The organism is Sphingorhabdus sp. EL138 (assembly GCF_900258045.1).
Classification (GTDB): domain Bacteria; phylum Pseudomonadota; class Alphaproteobacteria; order Sphingomonadales; family Sphingomonadaceae; genus Parasphingorhabdus.
In genome coordinates this window covers 83941-105869 of record NZ_OGVD01000002.1, presented here as the reverse complement: position 1 = coordinate 105869, position 21929 = coordinate 83941, and the positions used below count along the sequence as shown (strand labels likewise).

Sequence of the window (21929 nt, the reverse complement as noted above, 5' to 3'; positions counted from 1 at the left end):
GCTTTTGATACACCGGCCCGAATCAAAAGAACAAATCAGGAACGAAAGGGCCGCTCCCCCATGGCAAATAATCCGTCTGATGACACGCCTTCTCCCGCCAACCTGCCCGTCCCCGCCGAGCAGGCGGAGCCTCCGGAAACGCCGCGCGAAAAACCCTATCGCGTCCGCCATGATGGCTGGACGGCGGAGCGGCAGAATATTTTTATTGAATCGCTGGCCAAGACGCGCTGCGTTAGGGACGCCAGCCGCATGGCGGGGATCAGCTGGAACAGCGCCTATCGCCATCGCAAGCGCAGCCCGGCCTTTGCCGAGCGCTGGGCCCTCGCGCTGCGCCGGTCAGAGACGACCATCGGCGAAGTCACGTGGCAGCGCGCCGTCGAGGGCGTGGAGGAGGATGTCTGGTATCATGGCAAGGTCGTGGGTCAGCGGACCAGATATGCCAATGACCTGCTGCGCCTGCTCTATCAGCATGACACCAACGGCGCCGGCCGCGACGCGCAGGGCCGCTTTGCGCCGGCTGGTTTGGCTGCTCAGTTCCACCGATGAACAGGAACGCAAGGCGCTGGCCGAATATTTTACGCCGACATTGGTTGAAATGCGGGAGAATAATGCGGGGGCAGACAGCTTCTTCGGCGGTGATTCCATCCTGTCCGAAGAGGATTACCGCAGCCGCGCCGCCCAGGTCGGGGAACGATCGCTGGCCATTCCGAAAGACAGCACCGCCGCCAACGCAGTGCACAACCAGAAAGACCGTGAGGAATTTGCCGCGGTCAGGCAGCGGATCACGGAGCGGCTTGAACGTAGCGAAGAGTTGAAAAGGTTCGACAACAACATTCGCTTTACCGAAACACGGGAGGGCCTGCGGATCGAGCTGATCGACGAGGCCGACTTTTCGATGTTTGCACTCGCCACCGACACACTGCGCGCGCCCGCGCGCAAATTGCTGGCCGAGGTCGCGGCCGCGATCAAACCGGCACCCAACCCGCTAATGGTGCGGGGACATACCGATGCCCTGCCCTTTTCATCCGGGCGCACGATGAACAACTGGATGCTGTCCACCGCAAGGGCAGAGGCGACACGCCAAACCCTGCAACAAAATGGCATAGGCCCTGACGCGTTTTTCAAAATTGAGGGCGTCGCGGACCGGGAACCTTATACACCGCATGATATATATGATCCCCGCAACCGCAGGATCTCGATCACCCTTGGGTGGCAGAAGGTCGCTAATCCAGACTGAGGATGAGTGACGCCCGAAGGCCGCCTTCTGCCCGGTTTTGCAAGGTTACATCACCGCCATGATCACGCATGATTGCGCGGGCGAGTGTCAGGCCAAGACCCGACCCGCCGGTCGCCCGGTTGCGGGAAATCTCGGCACGGGCAAAGGGTTCGAACATGGCCTCGATCTGATCTTCCGCTATGCCCGGGCCATTATCATCCACATGAATCACCAGCTTGTCCCCGTCTTTGTCCACAGAGATGGCGGCTTCTTTGCCATATTTCACGGCATTGCCGATCAGGTTCCTGAGTGCCCGGCGGATCAGGGTCGCCCGGATATTGGCGATTGTCCGCCCACTGCGCGTGAAGGAAACCGCTGCGCCCATGTCGGTAAACTCATCCGCTACCGTCTCGATCAGCGCACTGATATCGGTTGGCTCTGCCGCTTCTTTTGACCGCCCGAGCCGTGCCAGTGACAATATGTCATCCAGCGTCCGGTCCATATCATCAATCCCGGCAATCATCCGGTCGCGTTCTTCCTCATCCTCCACGCTCTCAACCCGCACGCGCAGAGCGGCCAGGGGTGTGCGCAAATCGTGGCCGATCGCGCCCAGCATGACATTTTTTTCATCGAGCATCGCGCCGACACGGTCATTCATTTCATTAAACGCGGCGATCAGTTGCTTCGTATCAGGCGGACCGCTTTCCGCTATCGGAGCACTTGCCCCCGGGCGGAAATCTTCCGCTCCTTTGGTCAGTGCTTTCAGTGGGCGTGATATATAGCGTCCCAACCAGATAAGCGGGATCAGCAAGATCAGATATATCACCGCAGTCTGGAACAACAGCGTACGTATGAGTCGCGGATTACGGTCTCGGATGACCGATGCAATATTGAGCCATCGTCCTTCGCCAACTTGCGCCGACATGATTATGAAGCCATCAATCTTGTGAGGCCTTTTGCGATAGGCGATCGCCCGCATCCTTTGACGTTCGCGGCCCAATCCGATCACGCTATTTCTCATATTGGCTGGGAGGCTATCAACGCGTACGGCCTGAACAGACAATAAAGCAATTCCCAGATTGTCGAACGCACGGGCGGCACGTTCTTCGACACTTGGCAATCGGGTTTGCCCGTCTTCAATCGCGCTTTGCGAGGTAGTGCTGGGACGGTTCCGCCGGATGCGCAGGCTGCCATCGCGGCGATATCGCCGCTCGCGAAAGCCGCGTTCATTGATTCTTTCCGCTTCCCAGGCGATCCGCGCAACGGCCGAAGCAGACGCCTCAACCATTTTCTGATTTTGCGCACCCTGATATAATAGAAAGACATTGATCCCCTGCGCTATCAGCAGGGTGACCGCCACAAGTGCCAAAAGCTGGCCGATCAAACTATTGGGCAGCAATCGCTTCATAATGTCCGAACGTCCCCGGCCAGAACATAGCCGCCGCCCCAGACGGTTTTGACAATTTCCGGTTTTTTCGGGTCCGCCTCTATTTTTCGGCGCAATCGGCTGATCTGATTGTCAACAGCACGGTCAAAGGCATGCGCTTCGCGGCCCTGGGTAATGTCGAGCAACTGATCGCGGTTGAGTACTTGGCCTGCGCGCGAAAGCAAGGCGAGAAGCATTTGATATTCACCGCTGGACAGCGGCACCGCAACGCCTTCGCTGTCGACCAGGCTGCGCTGATCGGTTTTGAGCGTCCAACCGGAAAACTGGTAAATCGCGCCGCTGCCGGACTTCACCCCATTGCCCCCGTTGGTTCGCCGCAACACAACTTTGATCCGCGCTACCAACTCTCTCGGACTAAAGGGTTTCGTTACATAATCATCGGCGCCGAGTTCCAGGCCGATAATCCGTTCCAGTTCTTCGCCTTTCGCGCTGATGAAAATAACCGGCGTTCCCGTCGTTTCGCGAACATGGCGGCAGAAGCTGAGACCATCTTCTCCCGGCATCATGATATCAAGCAAGACAATGTCAAAGTTAAATGCGTTCATTACCGAACGCGCTTGACTGGCATCACCGGCCTGCTGAACGCGAAAACCCTGCTTTACCAGATATTCGGCCAACGGTTCACGCAACGTGGCCTCATCATCGACCAATAAAATATGCGTTTGTCCCGACATCTGGCTCACCTAACACAGGTTTATAAAAAAGGAACGGATCACCGGCGCTGTTACGGGAGGGTATGCCGGTGACCCGTTCACATAAAAGAGTGGTTCAGGGATTAACCGCCTCTTTTATTCCTTGCGCCGCGGCGCGCTTCACGAGCCGCTTGCCGTTCTTCAGCGGTCACTATGCCGTCACCATTGGCATCTGCTTTGTTAAAGCGTGCCATCGCTGCTGCTTGAAACTCGGCTTTACTGATCATCTGATCGCCATTGGTGTCGGCGCGCTTCATCATGCCGCCGCGCTTGCCTTTGCCGCCACGTTTGCCCCAGCCTTTGCCACCACGATTGCCGCGCATATTCTGCATTTCTTCTTGGCTCAATTTGCCGTCGCCATCTACATCGGCGCGGGCAAACCGTTCAGCCTTCCGGTTGGCGCGATGCGCTTCCATCTCTGCCTGCGAAACACCGCCGTCGCCATTTGTGTCCATTTCAGCAAAGCGCTGGGCCTTCCGTGCATCACGATCAGCCGATGAAATCTGGCCGTCCTGATTGGCGTCCATCTTCGCCCAGCGCTCTTCCAGAGAAGCAGTCATTTCGGCACGGGTGACCTGATTGTCATTATTGGCATCAGCCCGCATCCAGCCTTTTCCTCCACCGCCACCGGGAGCCGCAATGGCTACGCCGCTGGCAATCAAAAGAGCCGTCGCACTCGAAATCAAAATTGTCTTTTTCATGTTGTTCTTCCTTATCTGCTCATTCAGGCAGGCGGTTCTTGGTGGCCGCCATGAACATGTTTCTAAGGGTGATATGTCCCGTAAATTTGTCAGAACAGGACAAAATTGTCGCAAATTGTATCAGGACAGGCAAACCGTTCATTTCGCTGAAAGTTTGCGGAGATGGCTGGACTATCATCACCCTTTGCTCCCGCTTTTGACGCTTTCCTAAAAGCTTGTCGCTTTGAGATTCTCCGGCTTGCTCTTTCTCTCCCCTCAATATCAAAAGGCCTTTGCCTGCAGCAAATTGTACATTTTTTATCGATTCTGTGTAGAAGTTGTATAATCTCGTTCAGATTTAGATACTCGAGCCTGAATGATTTGCGTAGGAATCATTATTATCGAGGTGGTAGATTAGATTTTCTGGCAATAGCGGGGTCCGGGCGTTTTTAGGGTAGAAAATAGTGCGTCAGTTTAGCAGATTTCTGTCTGTTTTATCCCGTTAGCGGACAATTGTCGTTTGGTTCGTTATGAACCACCGGAACACAACGACATCACTTCCCAAAAGCTCCTTCTGCTTCCTTTACTGTAACTCAATGGGATGGCATGTTATTGACAATGGCTATTGGAGGAAAGACCATGGCTCAAGCAATTGGGATTGGTGGCACTTTTATGAAGTCGGCAAATCCGGAGGAGCTTGCAATCTGGTATCAAGCAGCCCTTGGACTTGATGACTTTGGTGATTCAAACACTGGCTCGTTTGGTATTTCCTTTGATCCAGGCAAGTATCCGCTTGGTTCGTATGTTCAATGGTCCATATCGTCGAACGACACGATCCATTATCCGGGGAAATTCATGTTCAACTTTATCGTAGATGACATCGCCGGAGTGATCGATAGGATACGAAAACACGGTGGAGAGGTGCTCAGGACAGATTTTTTGCTTGAGGGGGTAGGAACTTTTGCGTGGTTTCGTGACCCTGAAGGTAATCAGATGGAATTGTGGCAACCCTCAGAACGGCCGTAGACGCAAGTGAAACGACTTGCTTCCAATTTGTTCCATCTCCTTTTGCGCCCATAGCGGACATTGGCATCGCAGAAAAACGCCTCGCCAAGTGCTTCACGGCCGCGCCTTGTTCAAAGCTCATGACTGGTCCAATATCTATTTTATCTTAGCTGTAACCAATTGCGCCGCCGGATCGAATAGATTTGATATCCGGGAGACCAAGGAGGAATCATGCCACAGACGACGCGTCCTATCGCAATATTTATATCAGCCCTGCTGATACTCACCGTTATTTCACAGCTGGTTTATACGGCGACGCTCAGCGGCGTCGGAATTGTCGAAGGTTGGCCGCTCCGTTCCACAATCTGGACCGCAGAACTTCTCATATTCACCGCCATAGCGATTGCCTCTCTTGTTGGCCTTGTCCGGTCCCCAAACCTGCAGTTGGGCTGGGCGGCGCTGGTGGTGGCCGGATTGATGAACATGATCCAGTCGGGCATCGGACTGTCCATGTTTCTACCGGCCAGCCAGGCGGGTGAAGAATTTGCACCCCTTATGGGTACTGTGCTCGCAGGATCATTTCTGTTTTACTATCTGGCCAAGGTCGTTCTGGGACTCGCGGCTATATTGTTCGGGCTATCGCTGTTCCGTGGTGTAGATACCGTCGGCCGGGCCCTCGGTCTGGTCAGTCTGATTACCGGACTGGTCGCGATTGTGCTGAATATTGCTGCCGTACGTATGGGACTGGGCGCCGTGCCACTGGCCGGAGCAAGCGGAGCCATTGCGACATTTTTTGCCGGCTGCGCAGTCTGGTATTCCGCTCGTCAGGCGGAATGACACACAGATCAGCTATTCCCGCGACCATCCAGGCACTGCGTCAAACGACAGTGAGACCGACATCGACATTGCCGCGCGTAGCGTTTGAGTAGGGGCAAACCTCATGCGCTGCGTGAACCAAACGTTCGGCATCGGCCCGATCCACACCCGGTAGTGCGATCTGCAGATCGGCCGTAATCCCGTAACCGCCTTCCTCACGCGGACCAAAGCCAATTGTTGCTGTTACCGTTGCTTCATCCGGGACTTGAACAGATTCCTTGCCCGAAACGGCTTTCATCGCACCAAGAAAGCAGGCCGAATAACCGGCGGCGAAAAGCTTTTCCGGATTCGCGCCGACACCGCCAGGTCCGCCCATTTCTTTCGGCACGATCAACTTCACATCGACGGATCCGTCATCAGACTTTGCCGATCCATCTCGCCCACCCGTGGCGGTGGCGCTGGTTTTGTAGATTACATTCACAGACATCGGCTTTTCCTTTCAGGTAAGAATGACGGAGGGCATCTTAATTGCTCCGCAATGCGAGTCCACCCGGGTGGCTTGCCCGGTTACGATCAGCCGACCGTTTTGTCATCCAAAGCGAACGGCCACGCTAGCTCAGTAGATCAAACGCACCCGCTTCAAACGCCTCGACCAGTTTGAATTTCTGAATCTTGCCCGAGCCGGTGAGCGGCCATTCCGATACACTGATCCAATAGGCTGGCGTCTTTTGCGGCGACAGGCGATCACGGATGAAGGCTTTCAGATCGTCCGCGTGCAATGTCTGGCCGGAACCGCTGCGGAAGAAACAGGCAACCTGTTCACCCCATTTGTCGTCCGGAATGCCGACAACGGCAACCTCGTCAATCGCGTCATGCTCCAGCATCGCGTTTTCAATTTCCGCCGGGAACAGATTCTCGCCGCCGCGAATGATCATCTCCTTGACCCGGCCGGTAATCCTGACATAGCCGCGCGCATCCATGCGCCCCAGATCGCCGGTGTGTAGCCAGCCTTCGCTATCGATCGCAGCAGCCGTGGCCTCGGGATTGTCATTATAGCCCAGCATCACGCTATAGGCGCGCGCGCAAATCTCGCCCTGCTCACCGACCGGCAGGACGGTGTTGGTTTGCGGATCACGGATGGAAATTTCCGTATGTGCCGCGGGCTGGCCAATCGTCTGGGTCAGGTCTTCGTCCGAATCCTCATACCAGGCCTGTGTCAGTACTGGCGAGGTTTCGGTCTGGCCGTAGACAATCTGGATCGGCGCGCCGAACACATCCTTGGCATCGCGGCACAGTTGCGGGGCGACCATCGCTCCACCGGACATGATCCGCCGTGTCGAGGAAACGTCCTGGCCCGATCGGCGCACTTCGTCGATCAGGGCCACCAGCATGGTCGGTACGCCAAGGATGAACTTGGCCTGCTCGCTTTCAATGACATTCGCAATCATCACAGGATCAAACATCGGGGCAAGCAGCATGGTGCCGCATCGGCCAAACCCGCCCAGCACCAGTATAGCGCAGCCGGTTGTATGGAAAAGCGGCATGGTGTGCACAAAGATATCGCCTTGTTCCATCCCGCCCCGGGCCATCGTATCAACGCCATTGCGGACGAGGCCGTTATGATGAAGCACTGCGCCTTTCGGGAAACCGGTCGTGCCGGATGTATATTGCAGCTGCACCGCATCCTGCGGCTTCGGATCGCGCAGCGTGCCGCTATCTTCCCCTGCATAAAGCGCATCATGATCAGTCAGCAATATCCGGTGCTTGATCGCCGGAATGTCATCGCAAACCGCGTCGGCAATCTCCTGCATCGGGTTCCCGCGAAAGTCGGCGACATAGTAGATTGCCTCGGAACGAGATTGTTCGAGCACATATTTCAGTTCACGCTTCTGATAGGCCGGATTAACCGTCACCAGTGTCACGCCAGCCAGTCCGCAAGCCAGCTCCAGAAGCACCCATTCGGGCACATTATTGGCATAGACCGCCACCCGCGCGCCCTCCGCATGGCGGCTGGCGAGCGCCCGGCCCAGCCGCTCCGCATCATTCAACAGTTCGGCATAGGTCCAGCAGCGGTCAATCGCGCCCTCATAAGTCAGCTCTTTGAGCGCCGGCTGATCGGGCGCCTGCGCCGCCGACTGGCGGAGCATGTCGCCAACGGTCATCGGAGACGGCTCCGGCCCACCCTGCGCTGGAAAATAGGATTCGGTTAGCGCAATGTCATACATGTGGCAGCCTCCTGATTTTTGTTTCAGGCTAACTGCAGACGAGAGGCATGTCTAGCGCAGGCAGACATGCTGATGGGAGACGGGTTTTGCGGATTTTTCAACTGGAGCGGGTGAAGGGAATCGAACCCTCGTCGTAAGCTTGGAAGGCTTCTGCTCTACCATTGAGCTACACCCGCCTGTTTCCAAGCGCGCCTATTGCCATCGCGATGGCGGCGCGTCAATCAGGAAACGGTGCCCGTGGCTTTTGTTCTGGCCGTTTTTGTTTTCAAGGCCCGTGCGGCAAACCATTCGGTTACCGATGCTTTCTCTGCTTCGTTCATATGCAAACCAAGTTTGGACCGGCGCCACAGCACGTCTTCCGCGGTGGTTGCAAATTCATGGGCCATCAGCCAGCGCAGCTCAATCTCATAGAGACCGGCGCCGAAATGGCGTCCGAGGGCAGCCTCTTCTCCGGCATCGCCCAGCATGATCGCGACATCGGTCCCATAGGCACGTACCAGCCGGGTCATCACATCTTTGCCGACAAAGGCCCAGCGCTGACTGTATTTCTCGACCAGGGCGTCAAAACCATCGGCCGGGAAATCGCCGCCCGGCAGTGGTGCATCCCGGGTCCAGTCATCGGTTTCAACGTGCAAGGCCGCCTTCAGCGTCTTCATCGCCTGCCGCGCAAGCACCCGGTAAGTGGTTATCTTGCCGCCAAAGACTGACAGCACAGGCGCGCCGCCGTCGTCATTATAGTCAAACACATAATCGCGGGTCACGGTCGAGGCGGACTGGCTGTGGTCATCAAACAACGGCCGCACCCCGGAATAAGTCCATTGTACATCGTCGCGGGTCACTGGTTCGGCAAAATATTCGCTTGCCACAGAGCAGAGATAGTCGATTTCATTGTCGCTGATCTTCGCCGGACCTTCGTCATAACTCCACGGCTGGTCGGTCGTCCCGATCAGGGTGTGGTCGCCTTCATAGGGAATGGCGAAGATGATCCGGCCATCCTTATTCTGGAAGATATAGCTGTGATCGCCTTCAAATTTGCGCGCAATGACGATGTGACTACCTTTGACGAGGCGCAGTTTTGCGGCGTTGGTGCTCTGGTCATAAAGCGCCGTTACCGGATCAACCCAAGGCCCGGCGGCATTGATGAGCACTTTGGCTTGCTCCGTAGTTTCGCCATCTTGCCCGTTGAGCTGCAAGCTCCAATGCTCTGTGCTTCGTTCTATGCCAACACATTCCGTCTGGATGCGAATCTCGGCGCCGCGCTCCTTGGCATCGCGGGCCGTCAATGACACCAGCCGCGCGTCCTCCACCCAGCAATCGGAATAGGCAAAACCCTTTTTCAATCGCTTTTGCAGCGGTGCCCCACGAAAATCCCTGAGCAAGTTGAGGCTCTTTGTCCCCGGCAACAAAGACCGCGTCCCAAGATGATCATAGAGAAACAGGCCAAGGCGCAGGAACCACGCCGGGCGCATGCCTTCATCCACTGGCAACACAAACCGCATCGGCCAAATGATGTGCGGCGCATTGCGCAGCAGCACTTCGCGCTCCTGCAACGCTTTGCGCACCAGACTGAATTCATAATGTTCCAGATAGCGCAGGCCGCCATGCACCAGTTTGGTGCTCGCCGACGATGTGTGCGCCGCCAGATCGTCGCGCTCAACCAGCAGGACTTTCAATCCCCGGCCCACTGCATCGCGCGCAATGCCAACACCGTTTATGCCGCCACCAATTATCGCCAAATCATACATAGCCAGCCTCATAGAGCTTCTGGCCAGATGTTCAATGTTGCAGTGCAATATAGTTCATTTGGCGTGGTCAGTACTGGAAGAATTTACAAACGCACCCGCTATTTCACCTCACTGATCTTCCTGCGGCAAACCGTCAGCAATCGTGTAATAGTCGCCTTTGTCCGCTACAAAAATATGACCCGAAAGCTTCGTCTGTGTCGGTCCGTCAAACGTACCCATAGAAACGGCGATTGTTTCACGCCCCACCGGGTCCCAGAAAAGGAAGGAACCACAGGTTTCACAGAAACCCCGCCGAACTTTTTCGGAAGATTGATACCAACGCAGATTCTCGTCGCCTTCGACAGTCAACCTGTCGCGCGGCACGTCAGTGGATGCCCAATAGTGACCGGATTGCTTGCGGCATTGCGAGCAGTGGCAAACGTTCGGTCCGGGCAGATCTCCTTTGACTGCAATTGTCACCGCACCGCAGAGGCAGGAACCTCTATATATCGTGTCTTGCATGTTCACTCCATAAAATTTGACGCGTGTGTAACCGGACACCGGTTCACCGCGAAAGGCTTTCTGTCCCCCAACTCTAATGGTGCGCGTGATTGCACCGAGAAAGATAATTTACATGAATTATAATGGAAACCTTCGCAACTCTGTCGCTTTCGCCGGTCTGGCCAGCGGTTTGCTTTTTTCGGTTCAGGCCCACGCCCAATCTGAAGATGACAGAAAAGAAGGCTTTTATCTGTCTGCATCCGCAGCCGCAGAATTTTTGAACGATAGTGACTTTGTGGGCACCCAAAACCCCGATGCCGGTGTTCCCGGCGTCGCGGGCGCTCCCGCCAATGTGAATGTGGAATATGACACAGGCTTCGCTTTGAGAGGCGCGATCGGTTATCAGTTTAAAAACGGCCTGATCCCGTTTCTGAAACCTCGCGTCGAAGTGGAAGCGAGCTATGCTGAAGCAGATGTGGATGACGGTGCGTTTAACGGCGGCAATCAGACATTTGGCGGCAGCGTCAACCGTTTCACGGCAACGGCGGCGCTCTATAATGACATTGTCTGGTCGCCCAATCAGAAGGTTATTCCCTATTTCGGCAGCGGTATTGGCATCGGCGTGGTTGACGCGGACATTAACTATTTCCCCAACAATGGCGTCGCGACCGCGCCGACTTTTGAAGTGGACGGAAACCCAACTGGCCTGGTGACCTTCAGCGCCATTGGCGCAACCGTGAAAGCCAGCAAACGCTTCGATATATTTGCAGAAGGTCGCTATACCAAAGTCTATCGCCGCGACTTTACGCGCAGCTTTGTGGCGGGCGGCGGTGAGGGCTTCAACGCCAATTTACGGGATGACACAGAGTCTTTCGGTGTCGGTCTTGGTGTTCGCGCCAAATTTTGAAAATACGGCCTTCTGAATAGAGAGCAGAAATAAAAAAGGCCGGGAGCGATCCCGGCCCTTTTTTAATCATCGAGAGAAACGCTGAATTACGCGCCTTCAATCTCGCTGAGATCGATCTTCAGGCCGGGGCCCATGGTCGAGCTCAGACCGATTTTCTTGACATATTTGCCTTTCGCGCCGGTTGGCTTGGCTTTGACAACCGCATTCACCAGAGCATCGAAATTCTTACGCAGATCTGCTTCCTTGAAGCTCGTCTTACCAATGCCATTATGGATGATACCCGCTTTTTCGACGCGATATTCGATCTGGCCGCCCTTGGCGTCCTTGACCGCTTGCGCAACATTAGGGGTGACCGTGCCGAGCTTCGGGTTAGGCATCAAGCCTTTAGGACCCAGAACCTTACCGAGACGGCCAACAACGCCCATCATGTCAGGGGTTGCAATGACACGGTCGAAGTTGAGATCGCCGCCTTGCATGGCTTCCATCAGGTCTTCTGCGCCAACAACATCTGCGCCAGCTTCTTTCGCTTCGTCTGCTTTGGCGTCCTTGGCGAACACAGCAACCCGGCTGTCTTTACCGGTACCAGCAGGAAGAGAAATCACGCCGCGGACCATCTGGTCAGCATGACGCGGATCAACACCAAGGTTGATCGCAATGTCGAGCGTTTCGTCAAATTTTGATTTCGATGCCAAAGCCTTGATGGCCTTGATCGCTTCATCAATGCCATAGAGCTTTTCGCGATCAACAGCTTCGTTTGCAGCTTTTGCACGTTTGGTGAGTTTGGCCATGTCTTATCCCTCCACCACTTCGATGCCCATCGAACGGGCGCTACCGGCAATGATCTTCATGGCTTGGTCAATGTCATTGGCATTGAGATCGGCCATTTTCGCTTCTGCAATTTCTTTCAGCTGCGACGTTTTGATCGTGCCAGCCACTTCCTTGCCAGGCTCCTGAGAACCTTTTTTCAGCTTGGTCAATTTCTTGATCATGTAGCTGGCAGGTGGTGTCTTGGTTTCAAAGGTGAAGCTGCGATCCGCATAGACCGTGATCTTGGTCGGGATCGGGGCGCCTTTTTCCATCTTGTCTGTAGCCGCGTTAAACGCCTTACAGAATTCCATGATGTTAACGCCGCGCTGACCCAGTGCTGGGCCGATTGGCGGGGATGGATTTGCAATACCGGCAGGTACTTGCAAATTGATGTAGCCATCAATTTTTTTAGCCATTTGGCTGTCCTTTCATTCTATCTCCGCCAAAGCTCCGTCAGGAGCGAAGGAGGATCAAATTAAGCGGTCAAACAGCAGGTCCGAAGACCAGCCTCCCGCATTGGTGATCCAGTGGCTCAAAGCCGCTGGGGTTTATCCGGTGGCGCAAACCACCAAATCTCTTATTTCGCGACTTCTACCTGTTCAAAATCAAGTTCGACAGGGGTCGCGCGGCCAAAGATCGATACCGATACCTTGACGCGGTTTTTCTCGAAATCCAGTTCTTCGACAATGCCGTTGAAGCTGGCGAACGGTCCGTCCAGCACCTTGATCTGGTCGCCAATTTCGTAGTTGACGGTGATCCGCTGTTTCGGTGCGTTAGCCGCTTCCTCTTTGGTGTTGAGGATGCGCGCGGCTTCCGCTTCACTAATCGCCTGCGGCTTAGTGGTGCCCAGGAAGCCGGTGACTTTTGGCTGATCCTTGACCAGGTGATAAACATCATCGGTCATCTGCAGTTTCGCGAGGACATAGCCGGGGAAGAATTTCCGCTCCGACTGGACTTTCTTACCGCGGCGCACTTCGGTCACCGTTTCAGTCGGGACTTCAATTTCCTCAACCAGCTGGGTCAGGCCCAAACGCTTGGCATCCGCCTCAATGGCTTCCTTGACCTTGTGCTCGAAGCCCGAATAAGCGTGAATGATATACCAGCGTGCCATCTATAAATAACCTGTTCTAAATTGTGTTTCGGACCGCTTAGCCGCCCTTGGCCAAACCAAGTAACCAGCCAACAACACCGTTAAAAACCGAATCAATGGCGAGGAAAAACAGCGCCAAAATCGTGGTCATGATCAACACCATGATCGCGGTGCGGACCGTGTCGGGCCATGTCGGCCAGACCACCTTGCTATTTTCGGCACGGACTTGCCGCATAAATTCGCCGGGATTGACTTTCGCCATGGTTCGATTCCTAAATTTCTATTTCCCCAAACCCGGCATAAACTCCGGGTGTCAGTCTGTCGACTGGGTTCGGATATATGCATGATTTTGGAAAGCACCAGCCCTTTAGCTCGTGATTCCCGATTCCGCAAGGAAAGAGTGGGAAATTACACCCTCTGCCCGGCCGGGATAAGCGACCGTATCCAGGGCAGATGTTCGCGGCCCAGAAAAAGCTGGTCGGCAATCAGATAAGAGGGCGCTTCAAAAATTCCTGATTCTTCCGCTCTGGAACGAATGGAGTCCAGTTTCACGGACGCCAATTCCCAATCCGCACAGTCCATACCGACGGATTGCAGCAGCGTTTCAACCACTGTTTCATCAGCCAAATCCGCCTGCTCGGTCCAATAGGCTGCAAAGGCAGCACGAATGAAGGGCACCGGATCACCTTCCATAACCGCCAATGCCGCCAACGCAGCGTCAGAGCCGCTCGGCCTATCGGCAAAATGCATATCCCGCCCTTGCACCGCCGCATAGTGCACATGAACATCCCGCTGGGCCGCCGCGCGAACGCGCCGATGACGCTCACCGACCGTTTCCTCATCCTGCTCCGCCGGAACAACAAAAGGGCGCACCGAGAATGGACGCCAATCAATGGTGATGCCGGTTTCGCGTGCCAGTTCCAATGTCGGCTCAAGCGCCAGATAGGATGCAGCCGATTTGAAATCGATATAGAGAGTCAGCATGAGTGCACCTCCAGGTCATCAATCTCATAGGCAATATCGGGCGCAGGCCCTTCCCGTCCCTGCAAGTGCCAGCGTACATAAGGCAGGTGTTCACGGCCGAACAGGATGGTGCCGTCAATCACATAAGTCGGCACACCATAAATACCGCTGGGGTGCAGCTGTGGTTGAAGTTGGTCATGTTGAATGCGGCCTTCGCCTTTCGCAAATTCTGAGAATCCGCTGGATTCGATTCCAGCCTTTTCCAGACAAGCTTCGACCACCGCCATATCTTCAATATCCAGTTCTCGCCGCCAAAAGGGTGGATAGACGGCTTCGAAATAATCGCCGAGCCGGTCCCGTGACGTCTGCATGACCCACAAAATCCCGATATTAGGAATGGATGAATCCCAGATCTTCTCGGTGCCCTTCAGCATATATCCCTGCCGCTCGGCATAGCGGCGCGCATCGCGATAGGCATATTTGACCCAGCTCCATTGGTTGGCGCTGCGTGTGCTTTTGATGACTTTGCCCTTTTTCTTACGCGCGGAACCAAGATAGCTTGGAATATCGAGCGTCAACGGGCGCCAGTCGAAACGCATGCCCAGAGATTTTTCCAGCGCGAGAGTTGGCCGGATGGCAGCAAAGGCATAAGGGCTCTTGATGTCGACATAGACAATCATCGGCGCATCACTTTCCAGCGCGTTCAAACCTGCGCCTCCTGCTCGGCGGGTGCAGCATGGTCGCGGATGGAATTCCATATTTGCACTTCATGTTTCAGGAACCGCCATTCGGATTTGCCGTTGGTGCTCGCGCGCTTCTTCAGAGTGCTGCGATAAAGACCGCGCAGCTGTATGGGCTTGCCCTTACGGCCAGCATGTCCGTCGGCATCATAATAAGCTTCGGCTTCGGCAAGGTCGCCATTCACTTCGATGAGCGGCGTGTAAAGACAGTGACGCAAACCTTCGACCGGTTCACGCATCCTGGCAATCCATTTGGCAAAGCCGATACGCGCTTCCCCTACCCCTTCATGGATGTTACCACCAAAATTCAGATAGCAATCATCCCAAAAATGGGCGGCTATATCTTCAGCCGATCCCCGATCGACAGCAAAGCAATAAGCGGCATAGAGATTCTGGATTAGTTCATGGTCACTTGGCATGTCGGTCAGCCTGTAACAACTTCGACGGATGCATGCCATCAACATAACCCATGAAGGGCAGATGGATATTATAACCGAGCAGTTCCTGCACGCGTTTTGGCAGTTTGGCCACTTTCTCCGGCGATACAGCGAGTGTTTGTTGCTCCAGCGGACGACACCAACCTTTACAGAATTGCGGTGTTACGATTAGGCGAGGCGCATCAGCATCATTGCCGCCACCACGATGCCAAAGCGTTCCCTTGGCAATCATCAGTGATCCGGCCGGCATGGTTGCCTTGATCGCCTGGAAATGGTCACCGCTACCGGCATCACCGCCATCGATCCGGCCGGTGATAAAGTCGTGCGCCTGATTGGCGCCATCTGGCTGTTCGTCGCCCCATTTGTGGCTGCCGGGAATAATTTCGGTGGCTCCATTATCTTCCGTCGTGTCCGTGATCGACCAGAATGTCGACATAGAAAGTGGATCACGCGGACGGGCGAGGCCACAATGGCTGTCATCAAAATGCCAAGGCTGCGGGGTTTCACCCGGATGCAGATTGATCGCAAGGCAGGCGTAGAGCAAGACACTGGCGCCCAATTCCCGCTCAGCAAAGGCCAGTTGCAAGGGATGGGAGATCAGATCGCCAAAAACCGGATCTTTGGCAAGCATGCCATAGATGCGGTTGGACTGTGATCCCTCGAAATTGTTACGGCCGCGAATATCTGCATCAATCCAAGGTTTGAGCGCAGCCCGCTGTGTTTCCAACTCTTCGGGCGTCAGCACATTTTCAAAGATGACATAGCCTTCTTCCTGAAACTGCTGCCACGCGTCTTCAAAGCTGCGCCCGTTCAAATAGGGTGTCAGGTCGACATTGTTCGTCTCGATCGTACTCGCGACATTCATCATGGCCTCCTCAGCGAATCAACTTCACTTTAGCAGATAAAGAATTATTGAATTGAATTCAATTCAAAACTACTTTAGATTCGATGCTGTAGATTAGGCATGTAGGCCGGTGAAGGATCGCAAACAAATGTCAGATCAGGCAAAAGCAATAGAAAAACCTGATCGCAAGGTCATGCGCGCGGCGAAGATATTGACCGCTGCCGAAACGATCCTTCGTGCAGGCGAAGGCGATCTGGAAATGGGTCAGGTGGCGGAAAAGGCTGATGTTTCTGTCGGTCTCGCCTATCATTATTTCGGTTCAAAATCCGGCATGCTGGGGGCGATTATCGATGCTTTCTATGATCGCTATAATGCCGTTGTGAACCAGTATATCGATCCCGATATAAACTGGGGCGTGCGGGAAAAAGACCGGCTGATGGCGGCTGTGGAATTTCTCTACAATGATCCTATGGCTCCGATCATTCTTGGCAAAATGGCCCATACCAATCAGGTTGCAGCTGTTGAATCGGCACGCCACGAAGAAATGATCGAAATGGCAACGCGGAATATCGGCTCCGGCATCAAGCGCGGCGATATCGGCAGCCATATCGATCCTGCTATCGCCGGGGCGGCTATCACCGGCGCCATGCGCAGCGGCATCATACATGCAATGGGAATGAAACCGCGGCCCGATCCAGCCATATTAACGCATCAGATTTGGGGCTTGATTGCGGGCGCTCTCGACATTGAGCGATAGCCTTTAATGCCGCTCGATCAGGTCCCATTTGTTGCCAAACGGATCGCGAAAGACGACCACCTTGCCATAGCTTTCGACTCGCGGTTCCTCGATAATATCGACGCCGGCACGCTCCATCAGAGCGAAATCCGCGTCAAAATCATAGGTTTCCAAAAACAGGAATACCCGGTTACCAGCTTGCTCGCCAATGACTTCTTCTTGCGCTTCATTGCTGGCTTTGGCCAATAATAGCCGCGTTTCCGTGCTGCCCGGAGGCGCCACCAGAACCCAGCGCTTGTCCTCGGACAGCTCAGTATCCTCAATCAGATCAAAGCCCAATAGGCCAACATAAAAGGCAATGGCCTGATCGTAATCCGGCACCACCAGTGAAATAGCGGAAATAAACTGCGTCATAGTGTTGGACCGCCAATTGATCGGAAAAAAGTGGCAGGGGCGCACGGGATCGAACCGTGGGCCTTCGGTTTTGGAGACCGACGCTCTACCATCTGAGCTACACCCCTACACAGGCCGGTCAATCCCAGTCTGAATCAACCAATGGCCGCGCATTAGCGATATGTGCCGCCAAGAGCAAGCGTCATTCTGCGGCCTTTGCAAACGGCAGCCCTGCAGCCTTCGGAATCGCAAACATAGTTAATTTTTTTCGAATCCTGTTTACCGAGCGAAAGAAGAGGTGGTTTACCCGGCCATGGGAAAAGCAATCTGTCGATTCACACCCAAGTATCGATACGCCATCGTAACTACGAAGGAGTTTCCTATGACTCATGTACAAACTCAAAATGTAAAAAATCAGCCCGCTATGACGCCCTATACATTCGCAGCGACGGAAGACCGTTGCGCGCCGCGTCACAAGGTCGCGATCCCTGCAAAAATGCGCTTTTCCGGTTCGAGCAGTTTTGACACGGAAGTCGCGAATATATCACTGGCCGGCTTTGCCTGCGATGCCTTGTTACAGGCACATCCTGGCACCAGATGCTGGTTGGCTTTGCCCGGCCTTGCTCCATTGGAAGCAGAAGTTATTCACCGTAGCAACCTCGGCCTCGGCTGTGCGTTTCGCGACATGCTGAACCCGGCTGTGCTTGACCGTTATATTTCCAGCTACCCGCCACGCGCATCGATCCCGGTCTAACCCGTTCCCACGGCACGCCTGTGATGCTATATCCTGTCTCCAAACTGGTCCGGAGAATGATATGGCAGATGCCTCCCCCACGAAAACAGGCAACCAGGCAGGCGTAAAACCCGAGCCGCTAAAAGTCCTGCGTATCTTTCGAAAAGAAGATGCGCAGGACTTTGGCGATGCCGGGCACATGTCCTATGTCGATGATGCGCCGGTCATCCTTGATGGACTGACCAAGATGGGCGAAGCCGGCGTCGCCGATGGCTATAAAGGCACCTGCCTGTTCAGCGGCTTTGGTTTCTCTCTTCATCATTTCTGGTTCAAGCCCGGCTATCCACTGCCGCTTCACAGCCATGACAGCGATTGCCTTTACTACATCATCGCTGGAGACATCCGGATGGGTACCGAAGAAATGGGCCCGGGCGACGGTTTCTTCCTGCCTGCGGAAACGCCTTACACCTACACAATTGGTGAAAAAGGCGTCGAAATACTCGAATTTCGTACAGCGGAGGATTTCAACATCCAGTTTAAGGGCCAAACCGAGGCTTATTGGGAAAAAATGCTCGAGAAGCTGCACAACGAGCGTCCCAAGTGGGAAGAAGCCCTGCCGCCAAGCCGGGATTTCCGCAACGCTTAGCTATTCAGCAGCCTCCAGCTGCGGTACGAAAATGGCATCCAGCTCGCCATCGTCAGCCTTGATCAGTCTGTCCACCCATTGATGGAAAGCCTGTCCACCGCCTTCATTGCGGCCAAACCAGACCTTGTCGAGCATTCCGGATTGCAACGCTTCATGCTGCCGTTTGCCGGTCTTATAGTCTTCCTCAGCCACCACGGTTTCAAGAAAAGCAAATTGATCGTGCGCGCCCTGCCTGACTTCGTCATCCGTCGGTTCATGCTCCATCACATAAAACTGGGTCGTAAAGCTTTCGCCGACAGTTTTGCCTGGGAAGAGTTGCGATATCATAGCCCCGCGGCCGCCACCGCCATAAAAACTCGCAATCGAGATATGCGGGAAGATCGTCCATACACCCTGAAGCAAAGCATCGATCGGCCAGTCTTTTTCATCCATCTGGGTAAGGTCGAGCTGTTCATCACTGCCCGTCTTCTGGATGAATTTTGACGGCGAGGAGAGACGCTGGTGCGGACCCCAGGCGAAATAATTGGCCCGGTTGAAGAAATCAGCCCCGAATGTGTCCTTGTGGAGCACAGGCAGGTGATAGAAGTCGAGATAGCCATCATAGGCAGTTTTCCAGTTTGGCCCCGGAATCGTGCGCTGTTCAAAAAGGTGCCAGGTCTTGAAACCGAAATGCTCCAGCAGCTCATCATAGCCGCATAGATAGGAGGCAATATCGAGAGTGCTTTCCAAATCGAGCGTCGCCCAGATCAGGCCCGCGCGCTCCAGTGTGGGGAATTTCTTCAAACAGAAGGCCGCTTTGTCGACAGTACCAAAGTCTTTGGGCGACGCCACTGCCAGCAGGTCACCATTATTTTTGAACGTCCAGCCATGATAGCCGCAGGTAAAGCGCGACGCCTTGCCGCTGCCCTGTGCCACCGGATTGCCGCGATGGGTGCAGCTGTTGAGAAAGGCTTGGGCCGTGCCATCTTTCTGACGGGTTACGAGAACCGGTATGCCGGCAATTTCCATTGCCTTGTAAGAGCCCGGTTCCGGCAACTCACAAGACGGCGCGACCATCAACGGCAGGCGTTTGAAAATACGTTCTTTTTCCTGCTCAAACCGATCTTCATCCGTGTAATCGGAAGCAGGTACTGCAACCACATCATCGACCAGTTCCATCGTGTCCGCTTCGCCATGTTTCACCAGCGAACGGGTCATTTCGAGTAATTTTTGCCGTGACATAATGCTCTCCTCCGGACGATCCACGTCGCGTGCGAGGACTGTCGCCTATTTGCCGGTCTTTTATCACCATCCGGCACAGGAAAAACTATTCTTTATGCTGAGACTCTTTTTCGGCCACCGGATCGGGGGCGATTTCCGGAGCAGGATCTGGCTCATTGCGCGTCCATATCCATGTACCGCATATCAGTGCGGCCGCGACGGGAATAAGATTCCAGGGCATTTTCAGGAATATTAGCGCGATCACTATGCTTACAGCAAAGGCAGCAATCGCAGCCCGCTTGCCGCGCTTGGTAATGGCTCGCCTGTCCCGCCAATTGCGAATATGCGGGCCAAATACATGATGGTCTAGCAACCACGCTTCCAGCCGAGGGCTGCTGCGCGCAAAACAAAAGGCAGCAAGAATAACGAAAGGCACTGTCGGCAAAAGCGGCAGTACGATTCCGATGCTGCCCAGTGCCAGCGCCGTGAAGCCACCAGCCAGATAGAGATGCCGTGTCATAGCAAGCGGTATCGTATATCGCGCGGCGCTCGGCAATCTATTTCCCGCCGTGGGTTAAATCTGGTGATTCATTGCCCCTCAAGTCTGGCGGGGCGGGCAAAGCGCAAGATCAAATATCCCAGAAGTCCGGAAACCAGAGACCCGCTGATCACCCCAAGCTTCACCGTTTCAATCTGAGCCGGATCGACAAAGGCAAGATTGCCGATAAACAGACTCATCGTGAACCCAATGCCGGTGAGGCAGGCGAGACCGTAAAGCTGCATCCACGAAACCCCCACCGGACGCCGGACGAGGCCGAGTTTGGTCGCGATAAACATGAAACCGAAAACACCGACCTGTTTGCCGATGACAAGACCGGCAGCAATGCCAAGCGCAAGCGGGGCGAAAAGGTCACTGATTTGCAGGCCCGCCAGAGAGACTCCGGCATTGGCAAAGGCAAAAATCGGCAAGACCATGAATGCCGTCCAAGGGTGCAATATATGCTCCAGATGTTTGAGAGGCGAACTACCATCTTTGGCATTGAGCGGAATGGACAGTGCAGCGATAACGCCGGCCAGTGTCGCGTGGACACCTGATTTAAGCACGCATATCCAAAGGAATGTACCGACCAGAATATAGGGCGCAACGCGCACCACACCCAAACGGTTCATCAGGATCAGGACAGCAATTCCCACCGCAGACAGCATCAGCGAAAAGCTTGATACATCGGCGGTGTAAAATAGCGCGATAATGATGATCGCACCGATATCGTCGATAATCGCAACGGCGAGTAACAATATCTTGAGTGACAATGGCGCATGTTTGCCAAGCAGGGCCAATACGCCCAGAGCAAATGCAATGTCCGTCGCTGCCGGGATCGCCCAACCGTTGATATTCTCCGGTACGCTCCAGTTAAAATAGAGAAATACCAATGCCGGAATTGCCATGCCGCCAACCGCAGCAATGGCCGGCAAGGCAGCCTTGTTGAAGCTGGACAGCTCTCCTTCGAGTATCTCACGCTTCACCTCTAAACCGACAAGGAAAAAGAATATCGCCATTAGGCCATCGTTGATCCACAGAGATAGCGGCTTGGCTATTTCCAGCGCACCGAATTGCGCCACAACCGGAATATTGAGAAATGCCAGATAATACGGATTAAACGCACTATTCACGGCAATCATAGCCAGCAGAGCCGCGACAAACAGAACAATACCGGCACTGGTCTCGCGCGCGAGAAAATCCGCTAATGCCGTCCGCATTTTTCCAGTCATAAACATGCTTTCGTGAAATTATAGAAAAGCCCCAAAAAAATCGGGGCAGTAGCGGAAAGAGGGAAAGCTACTGCCCCAGGTCGGGGGGGGTAAAGAGTTTAGCTGCCTAAGCTGAGGGGTGCATTACACCTTGTCGTAGTTGCGATATGCGATCCTTTAAGGTCAGTCGCAGCTTTTTCATGGCACGAAGTTGATTCCCATCCCACTTCGCTTTTGAAATTTGTTTATCGAGCTTGCGATGCTTTCGGATCAGACTGTTTAAATATTGCCTCATGTCTTCCCTTGTTTTTATCATCTTTGCTTCGGTTGACCTTGATATTGCAAAAGGTTGGTGATATTTCCAATCGAATGAAAATT

The 21929-nt window shown here is 54.4% G+C and carries 26 protein-coding genes, 2 tRNA genes and 1 pseudogene; 8 read left to right on the top strand and 21 right to left on the bottom strand.

Annotated features, from left to right (window positions below; genetic code table 11):
• The first annotated feature begins 60 nt into the window (after nt 1–60).
• Together DK507_RS17770 and DK507_RS17765 are read left to right on the top strand one after the other, a co-directional pair.
• Nucleotides 61–546 (top strand): hypothetical protein, encoded by a 486-nt coding sequence (locus DK507_RS17770; protein WP_162558885.1) that lies wholly within the window; start codon nt 61–63, stop codon nt 544–546.
• Entirely contained in the window at nt 509–1237 is a 729-nt protein-coding gene (locus DK507_RS17765) for an OmpA family protein (protein WP_162558884.1), read from the top strand. Before DK507_RS17770 ends, DK507_RS17765 begins: the two co-directional genes overlap by 38 nt.
• Here the strand turns inward: DK507_RS17765 and DK507_RS03915 are convergent.
• The 3 genes from DK507_RS03915 to DK507_RS03905 all read right to left on the bottom strand — a co-directional run bounded on the left by DK507_RS03915 (nt 1224) and on the right by DK507_RS03905 (nt 4056).
• Nucleotides 1224–2624 carry an ATP-binding protein gene (locus tag DK507_RS03915; protein ID WP_109355012.1) on the bottom strand — a complete coding sequence of 467 codons (1401 nt, stop codon included), beginning with the start codon at nt 2622–2624 and terminating at the stop codon, nt 1224–1226. The two genes, DK507_RS17765 and DK507_RS03915, sit on opposite strands and share 14 nt — an antisense overlap.
• Complete coding sequence (locus tag DK507_RS03910) at nt 2621–3337, bottom strand: response regulator (protein ID WP_109355010.1); 717 nt, start codon at nt 3335–3337, stop codon at nt 2621–2623. Before DK507_RS03910 ends, DK507_RS03915 begins: the two co-directional genes overlap by 4 nt.
• Nucleotides 3338–3438: 101 nt before the next feature.
• Nucleotides 3439–4056 (bottom strand): EF-hand domain-containing protein, encoded by a 618-nt coding sequence (locus tag DK507_RS03905; RefSeq protein WP_109355009.1) that lies wholly within the window; start codon nt 4054–4056, stop codon nt 3439–3441.
• A gap of 618 nt (nt 4057–4674) precedes the next feature.
• On the opposite strand from DK507_RS03905, the gene DK507_RS03895 reads away from it, so the two are divergent.
• Together DK507_RS03895 and DK507_RS03890 are read left to right on the top strand one after the other, a co-directional pair.
• Complete coding sequence (locus tag DK507_RS03895) at nt 4675–5061, top strand: VOC family protein (RefSeq protein WP_109355007.1); 387 nt, start codon at nt 4675–4677, stop codon at nt 5059–5061.
• Between the two features lie 210 nt (nt 5062–5271).
• Entirely contained in the window at nt 5272–5877 is a 606-nt protein-coding gene (locus tag DK507_RS03890; protein WP_109355005.1) for a hypothetical protein, read from the top strand.
• Between the two features lie 40 nt (nt 5878–5917).
• Here the strand turns inward: DK507_RS03890 and DK507_RS03885 are convergent, their stop codons facing one another.
• The 5 genes from DK507_RS03885 to DK507_RS03865 all read right to left on the bottom strand — a co-directional run bounded on the left by DK507_RS03885 (nt 5918) and on the right by DK507_RS03865 (nt 10327).
• Entirely contained in the window at nt 5918–6343 is a 426-nt protein-coding gene (locus DK507_RS03885) for an organic hydroperoxide resistance protein (protein WP_109355002.1), read from the bottom strand.
• 124 nt (nt 6344–6467) lie between these two features.
• Entirely contained in the window at nt 6468–8081 is a 1614-nt protein-coding gene (locus tag DK507_RS03880) for a class I adenylate-forming enzyme family protein (RefSeq protein WP_109355001.1), read from the bottom strand.
• A 102-nt stretch (nt 8082–8183) separates the two neighbouring features.
• Nucleotides 8184–8257, bottom strand: a tRNA-Gly gene (locus tag DK507_RS03875).
• Nucleotides 8258–8302: 45 nt separating this feature from the next.
• Nucleotides 8303–9838: a glycerol-3-phosphate dehydrogenase gene (gene glpD / locus DK507_RS03870; protein ID WP_109355000.1), complete on the bottom strand. Its 1536-nt coding sequence runs from the start codon at nt 9836–9838 to the stop codon at nt 8303–8305.
• Between the two features lie 96 nt (nt 9839–9934).
• Nucleotides 9935–10327: a GFA family protein gene (locus DK507_RS03865; protein ID WP_254054252.1), complete on the bottom strand. Its 393-nt coding sequence runs from the start codon at nt 10325–10327 to the stop codon at nt 9935–9937.
• A gap of 112 nt (nt 10328–10439) precedes the next feature.
• On the opposite strand from DK507_RS03865, the gene DK507_RS03860 reads away from it, so the two are divergent.
• Nucleotides 10440–11213, top strand: coding sequence for a hypothetical protein (locus tag DK507_RS03860; RefSeq protein WP_162558883.1), 774 nt, complete (start codon nt 10440–10442; stop codon nt 11211–11213).
• A gap of 86 nt (nt 11214–11299) precedes the next feature.
• Here the strand turns inward: DK507_RS03860 and rplA are convergent, their stop codons facing one another.
• From rplA to DK507_RS03820, 8 genes are all read right to left on the bottom strand, one after another.
• Entirely contained in the window at nt 11300–12001 is a 702-nt protein-coding gene (gene rplA, locus DK507_RS03855; protein WP_109354998.1) for a 50S ribosomal protein L1, read from the bottom strand.
• 3 nt (nt 12002–12004) lie between these two features.
• Nucleotides 12005–12436, bottom strand: coding sequence for a 50S ribosomal protein L11 (gene rplK / locus DK507_RS03850; protein WP_108811608.1), 432 nt, complete (start codon nt 12434–12436; stop codon nt 12005–12007).
• 161 nt (nt 12437–12597) lie between these two features.
• Nucleotides 12598–13131: a transcription termination/antitermination protein NusG gene (nusG, locus tag DK507_RS03845; protein WP_109354997.1), complete on the bottom strand. Its 534-nt coding sequence runs from the start codon at nt 13129–13131 to the stop codon at nt 12598–12600.
• A 37-nt stretch (nt 13132–13168) separates the two neighbouring features.
• The gene (gene secE / locus DK507_RS03840) at nt 13169–13372 is read right to left on the bottom strand and encodes a preprotein translocase subunit SecE (RefSeq protein ID WP_109354996.1); all 204 of its coding nucleotides are present in this window, start codon (nt 13370–13372) and stop codon (nt 13169–13171) included.
• A 146-nt stretch (nt 13373–13518) separates the two neighbouring features.
• The gene (locus DK507_RS03835; RefSeq protein ID WP_109354995.1) at nt 13519–14094 is read right to left on the bottom strand and encodes a DsbA family protein; all 576 of its coding nucleotides are present in this window, start codon (nt 14092–14094) and stop codon (nt 13519–13521) included.
• Entirely contained in the window at nt 14088–14780 is a 693-nt protein-coding gene (locus DK507_RS03830) for a DsbA family protein (RefSeq protein ID WP_109354994.1), read from the bottom strand. The genes DK507_RS03835 and DK507_RS03830 overlap by 7 nt, the downstream gene beginning before the upstream one ends.
• Nucleotides 14777–15232, bottom strand: coding sequence for a nuclear transport factor 2 family protein (locus tag DK507_RS03825; protein ID WP_162558882.1), 456 nt, complete (start codon nt 15230–15232; stop codon nt 14777–14779). Before DK507_RS03825 ends, DK507_RS03830 begins: the two co-directional genes overlap by 4 nt.
• Nucleotides 15222–16118 (bottom strand): phytanoyl-CoA dioxygenase family protein, encoded by an 897-nt coding sequence (locus DK507_RS03820; protein ID WP_109354989.1) that lies wholly within the window; start codon nt 16116–16118, stop codon nt 15222–15224. Before DK507_RS03820 ends, DK507_RS03825 begins: the two co-directional genes overlap by 11 nt.
• A gap of 124 nt (nt 16119–16242) precedes the next feature.
• On the opposite strand from DK507_RS03820, the gene DK507_RS03815 reads away from it, so the two are divergent.
• A complete protein-coding gene (locus DK507_RS03815) occupies nt 16243–16851 on the top strand; it encodes a TetR/AcrR family transcriptional regulator (RefSeq protein ID WP_162558881.1) in 609 nt (202 codons plus the stop codon).
• 3 nt (nt 16852–16854) lie between these two features.
• On the opposite strand, the gene DK507_RS03810 is transcribed toward DK507_RS03815, so the two are convergent.
• Both DK507_RS03810 and DK507_RS03805 read right to left on the bottom strand, forming a co-directional pair.
• A complete protein-coding gene (locus DK507_RS03810) occupies nt 16855–17244 on the bottom strand; it encodes a VOC family protein (protein ID WP_109354987.1) in 390 nt (129 codons plus the stop codon).
• Between the two features lie 31 nt (nt 17245–17275).
• A tRNA-Trp gene (locus tag DK507_RS03805) sits at nt 17276–17351 on the bottom strand.
• A gap of 254 nt (nt 17352–17605) precedes the next feature.
• On the opposite strand from DK507_RS03805, the gene DK507_RS03800 reads away from it, so the two are divergent.
• Together DK507_RS03800 and DK507_RS03795 are read left to right on the top strand one after the other, a co-directional pair.
• On the top strand, nt 17606–17977 hold the full coding sequence (locus DK507_RS03800) for a PilZ domain-containing protein (RefSeq protein ID WP_254054251.1): 372 nt from the start codon (nt 17606–17608) through the stop codon (nt 17975–17977).
• A 61-nt stretch (nt 17978–18038) separates the two neighbouring features.
• Entirely contained in the window at nt 18039–18602 is a 564-nt protein-coding gene (locus DK507_RS03795; RefSeq protein WP_109354986.1) for a cupin domain-containing protein, read from the top strand.
• On the opposite strand, the gene DK507_RS03790 is transcribed toward DK507_RS03795, so the two are convergent.
• From DK507_RS03790 to nhaA, 3 genes and pseudogenes are all read right to left on the bottom strand, one after another.
• Nucleotides 18603–19823: an aromatic ring-hydroxylating dioxygenase subunit alpha gene (locus tag DK507_RS03790; protein WP_109354985.1), complete on the bottom strand. Its 1221-nt coding sequence runs from the start codon at nt 19821–19823 to the stop codon at nt 18603–18605.
• Between the two features lie 151 nt (nt 19824–19974).
• Nucleotides 19975–20322, bottom strand: a pseudogene (locus DK507_RS03785) (YbaN family protein); the annotation flags it as partial.
• Between the two features lie 68 nt (nt 20323–20390).
• Nucleotides 20391–21560 carry a Na+/H+ antiporter NhaA gene (gene nhaA / locus DK507_RS03780; protein WP_254054250.1) on the bottom strand — a complete coding sequence of 390 codons (1170 nt, stop codon included), beginning with the start codon at nt 21558–21560 and terminating at the stop codon, nt 20391–20393.
• Nucleotides 21561–21929: the final 369 nt, after the last annotated feature.

What these genes read in the sequence shown, in the direction of transcription:
- DK507_RS17770 (WP_162558885.1), top strand. Translation starts at nt 61, where the DNA reads ATGGCAAATAATCCGTCTGATGACACGCCTTCTCCCGCCAACCTGCCC.
- DK507_RS03915 (WP_109355012.1), bottom strand. Translation starts at nt 2,624, where the DNA reads ATGAAGCGATTGCTGCCCAATAGTTTGATCGGCCAGCTTTTGGCACTT.
- DK507_RS03910 (WP_109355010.1), bottom strand. Translation starts at nt 3,337, where the DNA reads ATGTCGGGACAAACGCATATTTTATTGGTCGATGATGAGGCCACGTTG.
- DK507_RS03905 (WP_109355009.1), bottom strand. Translation starts at nt 4,056, where the DNA reads ATGAAAAAGACAATTTTGATTTCGAGTGCGACGGCTCTTTTGATTGCC.
- DK507_RS03895 (WP_109355007.1), top strand. Translation starts at nt 4,675, where the DNA reads ATGGCTCAAGCAATTGGGATTGGTGGCACTTTTATGAAGTCGGCAAAT.
- DK507_RS03890 (WP_109355005.1), top strand. Translation starts at nt 5,272, where the DNA reads ATGCCACAGACGACGCGTCCTATCGCAATATTTATATCAGCCCTGCTG.
- DK507_RS03885 (WP_109355002.1), bottom strand. Translation starts at nt 6,343, where the DNA reads ATGTCTGTGAATGTAATCTACAAAACCAGCGCCACCGCCACGGGTGGG.
- DK507_RS03880 (WP_109355001.1), bottom strand. Translation starts at nt 8,081, where the DNA reads ATGTATGACATTGCGCTAACCGAATCCTATTTTCCAGCGCAGGGTGGG.
- glpD (WP_109355000.1), bottom strand. Translation starts at nt 9,838, where the DNA reads ATGAGGCTGGCTATGTATGATTTGGCGATAATTGGTGGCGGCATAAAC.
- DK507_RS03865 (WP_254054252.1), bottom strand. Translation starts at nt 10,327, where the DNA reads ATGCAAGACACGATATATAGAGGTTCCTGCCTCTGCGGTGCGGTGACA.
- DK507_RS03860 (WP_162558883.1), top strand. Translation starts at nt 10,440, where the DNA reads ATGAATTATAATGGAAACCTTCGCAACTCTGTCGCTTTCGCCGGTCTG.
- rplA (WP_109354998.1), bottom strand. Translation starts at nt 12,001, where the DNA reads ATGGCCAAACTCACCAAACGTGCAAAAGCTGCAAACGAAGCTGTTGAT.
- rplK (WP_108811608.1), bottom strand. Translation starts at nt 12,436, where the DNA reads ATGGCTAAAAAAATTGATGGCTACATCAATTTGCAAGTACCTGCCGGT.
- nusG (WP_109354997.1), bottom strand. Translation starts at nt 13,131, where the DNA reads ATGGCACGCTGGTATATCATTCACGCTTATTCGGGCTTCGAGCACAAG.
- secE (WP_109354996.1), bottom strand. Translation starts at nt 13,372, where the DNA reads ATGGCGAAAGTCAATCCCGGCGAATTTATGCGGCAAGTCCGTGCCGAA.
- DK507_RS03835 (WP_109354995.1), bottom strand. Translation starts at nt 14,094, where the DNA reads ATGCTGACTCTCTATATCGATTTCAAATCGGCTGCATCCTATCTGGCG.
- DK507_RS03825 (WP_162558882.1), bottom strand. Translation starts at nt 15,232, where the DNA reads ATGCCAAGTGACCATGAACTAATCCAGAATCTCTATGCCGCTTATTGC.
- DK507_RS03820 (WP_109354989.1), bottom strand. Translation starts at nt 16,118, where the DNA reads ATGATGAATGTCGCGAGTACGATCGAGACGAACAATGTCGACCTGACA.
- DK507_RS03815 (WP_162558881.1), top strand. Translation starts at nt 16,243, where the DNA reads ATGTCAGATCAGGCAAAAGCAATAGAAAAACCTGATCGCAAGGTCATG.
- DK507_RS03810 (WP_109354987.1), bottom strand. Translation starts at nt 17,244, where the DNA reads ATGACGCAGTTTATTTCCGCTATTTCACTGGTGGTGCCGGATTACGAT.
- DK507_RS03800 (WP_254054251.1), top strand. Translation starts at nt 17,606, where the DNA reads ATGACTCATGTACAAACTCAAAATGTAAAAAATCAGCCCGCTATGACG.
- DK507_RS03795 (WP_109354986.1), top strand. Translation starts at nt 18,039, where the DNA reads ATGGCAGATGCCTCCCCCACGAAAACAGGCAACCAGGCAGGCGTAAAA.
- DK507_RS03790 (WP_109354985.1), bottom strand. Translation starts at nt 19,823, where the DNA reads ATGTCACGGCAAAAATTACTCGAAATGACCCGTTCGCTGGTGAAACAT.
- nhaA (WP_254054250.1), bottom strand. Translation starts at nt 21,560, where the DNA reads ATGCGGACGGCATTAGCGGATTTTCTCGCGCGCGAGACCAGTGCCGGT.